6 protein-coding genes and 1 pseudogene are annotated in these 4,004 nt (G+C 35.1%); all 7 read left to right on the top strand.

The genetic code is table 11. The annotated features are described in order from the left end of the window. Positions 1–425: pseudogene (locus LDB17_RS02800) on the top strand (DNA polymerase III subunit beta); the annotation flags it as partial. A 3-nt stretch (positions 426–428) separates the two neighbouring features. After that, positions 429–752, top strand: coding sequence for a hypothetical protein (locus LDB17_RS02795; RefSeq protein ID WP_393924876.1), 324 nt, complete (start codon positions 429–431; stop codon positions 750–752). Further along, on the top strand, positions 749–1,153 hold the full coding sequence (locus tag LDB17_RS02790) for a hypothetical protein (RefSeq protein ID WP_393924875.1): 405 nt from the start codon (positions 749–751) through the stop codon (positions 1,151–1,153). Before LDB17_RS02795 ends, LDB17_RS02790 begins: the two co-directional genes overlap by 4 nt. Continuing rightward, positions 1,150–1,518: a PcfK-like family protein gene (locus LDB17_RS02785; protein WP_252639655.1), complete on the top strand. Its 369-nt coding sequence runs from the start codon at positions 1,150–1,152 to the stop codon at positions 1,516–1,518. The genes LDB17_RS02790 and LDB17_RS02785 overlap by 4 nt, the downstream gene beginning before the upstream one ends. 2 nt (positions 1,519–1,520) lie before the next feature. Then, positions 1,521–1,961 carry a hypothetical protein gene (locus LDB17_RS02780; protein WP_252639656.1) on the top strand — a complete coding sequence of 147 codons (441 nt, stop codon included), beginning with the start codon at positions 1,521–1,523 and terminating at the stop codon, positions 1,959–1,961. Positions 1,962–1,984: 23 nt separating this feature from the next. After that, positions 1,985–3,274: an RHS repeat domain-containing protein gene (locus tag LDB17_RS02775; protein ID WP_252639658.1), complete on the top strand. Its 1,290-nt coding sequence runs from the start codon at positions 1,985–1,987 to the stop codon at positions 3,272–3,274. 13 nt (positions 3,275–3,287) lie between these two features. Further along, positions 3,288–3,848, top strand: a complete 561-nt coding sequence (locus tag LDB17_RS02770) for a hypothetical protein (RefSeq protein WP_252639659.1) — start codon at positions 3,288–3,290, stop codon at positions 3,846–3,848. Positions 3,849–4,004 lie beyond the last annotated feature (156 nt).

Below are 4,004 nucleotides of genomic sequence, written 5' to 3'. Positions count from 1 at the left end.
TCGTTGCAACCTTACTCGAAGGCAAATATCCGAATTACCGTTCTGTTATACCTCAAGTCAATGATAAGATTTTATCAATTGGTACAGCTGATCTTAAGGGAGCAATAAAGCGGGTTTCTGTATTCTCGAATCAATCAAGCAGTCTTGTAAAACTTGAATTAACAACTGATCAGATCAAACTTTCAGCACAGGATATTGACTTTTCAACAGCAGCGGAGGAAATTGTTGCTTGTGAATATAGCAATAAGCCGAAAGCAATAGGGTTTAAAGGTCACTTTCTTACAGAACTGATCTCTGCTATTCCTTCATCTGATCTTCAAATGTCGTTTTCAGACCCAAGTCGGGCTTCACTTATTACACCTGTTGATGAAGAATCAGAGGATAAGCTGACATATTTATTAATGCCAATGATGCTAAATAACTAAGCTATGACGAAGCCCGATTTAATCAGAAGGATAAAACTTATCCTGAAACTCGATAATATCAAAAAGGAAGAGAATGCCGGAGCCAAGCAAGGACTTGAAAAAGCTCTCGAAATACTGGAATCGAATCAACGTGATTTATCCGGATTGGATGAACTAGATACTACTCAAGCAAAAGCGATCGCAATGTTTGCTATCGACTTTAATAATATGAAGCCTTGTAGTGCATTCTTCGTAGCCCTTGGTGAATCAATCGAGGGGAAAGTTCCTGATGAGAAGTTCTACAAGAAGTTATGGACGATTATGAACGAATTTGATAAGAAGTCATGAGTATGAAAATGCTTCCTATGCCAAAACCTGATTTTGAAACTTGGATGAAATATAGTAGAAAAACATTAAATATGTGTACTTCTCCGTCCAGCTCACAGGGCTTATTAGTTGAGTTGATACGAGATACTCGACGCTATAAAAAAGGACGTCAGGGGATAGCACGCCCATTTAACCCCAATGATATATACAATCTGACTAAAAAGTATAATGAAGAAATGAATTGGAATATACAGGGATTACCTAGTTTATCAAATGCCTTTGATTTCTTTCCATACGTAACAAAGGAAGGTAAAAAGATCGTAGGTGTTGGGCATTCTCATATAACTCGATTCGATTTCAAAATAATCAGTACTCGTAAATACAAAAAGATTCAACCTGTACAATTAGAATTAGCATTATGAAAACAACAAATAATTCATTTCAAGATACAATCAAAGCATACTTAGACAAGCGTGCATCAGAAGATTCTCTCTTTGCCGTAACGTATGCAAAAGAAAACAAGAATATCAAAGACTGCTGCAGCTATATAACCGACAGAGCAAAAAAAATGCAAAGTGGCGGTTGTGCTGTCATATCCCATGAAGAGGTTTTCGGGTGGGCGGTACACTATTACGACGAGGACGATATCAAAGTCGAAAAATCTTCAAACACTCGATCTGAGGTAAAAACTTCTGCTACCAAAACAGAGGTTAAGAAACCTGAGGTTCCTAAATTGAAGCTCAAGCCTGCTAAGAAATCAGATGTTGGACAATATAGCTTGTTTTGATTATGGGAAAGTTTAGATTATCACGCAAGCAAAAGAAAGAGTATGCAAGGCTCGATTTCATGGGGATTTTAAATAGATACCAAACCAATCGAATTATAAAAAGAAATTGGAGAGAGAATAATCATCATCCAAGACTTGGTTATGAGATGTCTTTCAGACAATATTTAAAGAAAAATCTTTATAATCATTTCGAATATACTCAGTCTGGCTTTGATATGCTAAAAGCCGTAAGGAGAGAAATTAGACCATATAAAAACAGTTTATGGGGAACATCTTATGTTGATGCCGATAAGCTTACCCCATATATGGAAGGTAACGGATTACAATTAGTAAGGGTTGTCACTCTTAGTTCTCGACCATTTGGTTACTTAGTTCGTATTGATAGCAGCCACAATGTAAATGCTGATGATTTCGATATGGAAATAAAGTTGACGATGCCGTAGGAATCATCAGTCTAGCCGAGTCAATGGACTTTAAGAATTATAGTAATGTAGCCACAGAGTATACCTATAATGCTAACGGAGCAATGAATAAAGATTTAAACAAAGGAATAACAGAGATTCAATACAATTCCTTAAATTTGCCACGACAGATGGATATCAAGAGTCCCGTTGCGGAGGCAAGGAACGAATATACCTATTCGGCAGGAGGGCAAAAACTGAAAGTTGTCCAGAAATGGAATCCAAACTATTCCACAACCCCGGTTATCGGTTCGGCAATCAATACGACAGCGTTGACTCAATCAAAGACCACCGACTATGTAGGCAATAAGATTTACGAAAATGGAACCTTAAAACGTATATTGATTGACGGAGGATATATAGAAGGAAACGTATATCATTATTATCTGACAGATCATTTGGGTAATAATCGTGTGGTAGTGAATGCCAGCGGAACATTGGTTCAGAAAAATCACTATTACCCTTTTGGTTCTATCTTTGCCGGAACTACCGGACCTGATAAGCAGCCGTACAAGTACAATGGCAAGGAACTGGATCAGATGCATGGGTTGAACCTGTATGACTACTCAGCAAGGTATTATGAAAGTGCGATAGGGAGATTTACGAGTGTAGATCCGCTGGCGGAGAAATATTATAGTTGGTCACCGTATGCTTATGTGATGAATAATCCGTTGAAATATCTAGATCCAACAGGGATGGATATTATTGTACTTAATGATCCGAATTCAGCTTTTGAACAAGGTCATGCAGCTGTCCTAATTGGTGACGAAAGCCGAGGGTGGACATATATATCTGTAGATGGAGCACAAAATAAGTGGTATTCAAACAGACTGACAGGAGGACCAGCGAAGTACACAGAAGTATCTTTTGCTAATATTGATAAATTTAATTCATCTGCTCAAGCTAAAGAGTATAATAGTTTCCCTCAAAGGATTAGATTTTCGACTAATGCATCTCAAGATAAAAAAGCTTTGAATATTTTAAATGAAGAGTGGTCTGATGCGTGGTATCACGTTTTAATAAGTAATTGTATGGATGCTGTTTCTGATGCATTAAAAGCGGCAGGTTTAGACCCAGGGTATATTGAGGTAATTACAGGAGTGGGTGCTCTAGGTGGACAAAAGGGTAAACGTTTAGATCCCATTCCAAATATTCGATTTAATCAGATTCTGGAAAATAATATAGATCATGCCGTTTCTGGCCAAGATGATACAAATAAGAATAATAGTAAACCAGAGGATTATGATAAATGGGGACCTGTGAGGAGAGATTTTTATGATAAATATGGTTTTTAAATAAAAAAGGAAGATGAAATTTGGTATGAAAAAACATATAAAAATAAAATATGTACTTATTTCTGTAACTTTATGTATAGTTATATATGGAATCATTACCCACAATGAATTTGTTTATTTATATAATAGCATAGGAATTACATCCTCTATACAGGATTCAGAGAAAAAGGATGTATTCATTAAAGAAGTTGATATTCAAAATTTACAAACATTGGATAGTACGTGTACATTTCCAATAGAAAGTATTTGGTTGGAAAAAAAATGGCATTGGAAAAGAAAATGGCATTTTTTTAAAGAAGTAAGTATTGATAACCCCAACTCAGAACAAATAGTTTTTTTATTTAAGAATGAAATTGAATCAATAAAATTGGATCAATATGGCAAGGATTGGATAATATTAAGCGATTCAAATGATGCTGTAGGGCATACTGACAATATTTTCTTCTTAGATTTATCATCAACAATGAAACAACCAATATCATTTACAATTTATAGGTTAAAAGATGAATATCATAGAGTGTTTGATAGAGATAATAATATTCCGATTTTCAAATTTGATATTAAAAGAGATTAAATAAGAATATATGTATAGTTTTTTTTAAAATTGAGCGTAAATGTTAGTTATTCTAGGTTACAAAACGAGGAAGTAGTAGAAAAAACTGACATTCAATAAAAAGGTAGCTAGTAGGTAGTAAATAAATTAAGCAGGTATCGAATTTTACATATATGC

It is taken from the genome of Dysgonomonas sp. Shenzhen-Wh21 (assembly GCF_043392705.1).
Taxonomy (GTDB): Bacteria; Bacteroidota; Bacteroidia; order Bacteroidales; family Dysgonomonadaceae; genus Dysgonomonas.
The sequence above is the reverse complement of the archived record's forward strand: the minus strand, read 5'-3'. Positions and strand labels throughout refer to the sequence as shown.

Excerpts from the sequence above, each read along its gene's own strand:
- LDB17_RS02780 (WP_252639656.1), top strand. The coding sequence starts at position 1,521 with ATGGGAAAGTTTAGATTATCACGCAAGCAAAAGAAAGAGTATGCAAGG.
- LDB17_RS02790 (WP_393924875.1), top strand. The coding sequence starts at position 749 with ATGAGTATGAAAATGCTTCCTATGCCAAAACCTGATTTTGAAACTTGG.
- LDB17_RS02770 (WP_252639659.1), top strand. The coding sequence starts at position 3,288 with ATGAAATTTGGTATGAAAAAACATATAAAAATAAAATATGTACTTATT.
- LDB17_RS02775 (WP_252639658.1), top strand. The coding sequence starts at position 1,985 with ATGGACTTTAAGAATTATAGTAATGTAGCCACAGAGTATACCTATAAT.
- LDB17_RS02795 (WP_393924876.1), top strand. The coding sequence starts at position 429 with ATGACGAAGCCCGATTTAATCAGAAGGATAAAACTTATCCTGAAACTC.
- LDB17_RS02785 (WP_252639655.1), top strand. The coding sequence starts at position 1,150 with ATGAAAACAACAAATAATTCATTTCAAGATACAATCAAAGCATACTTA.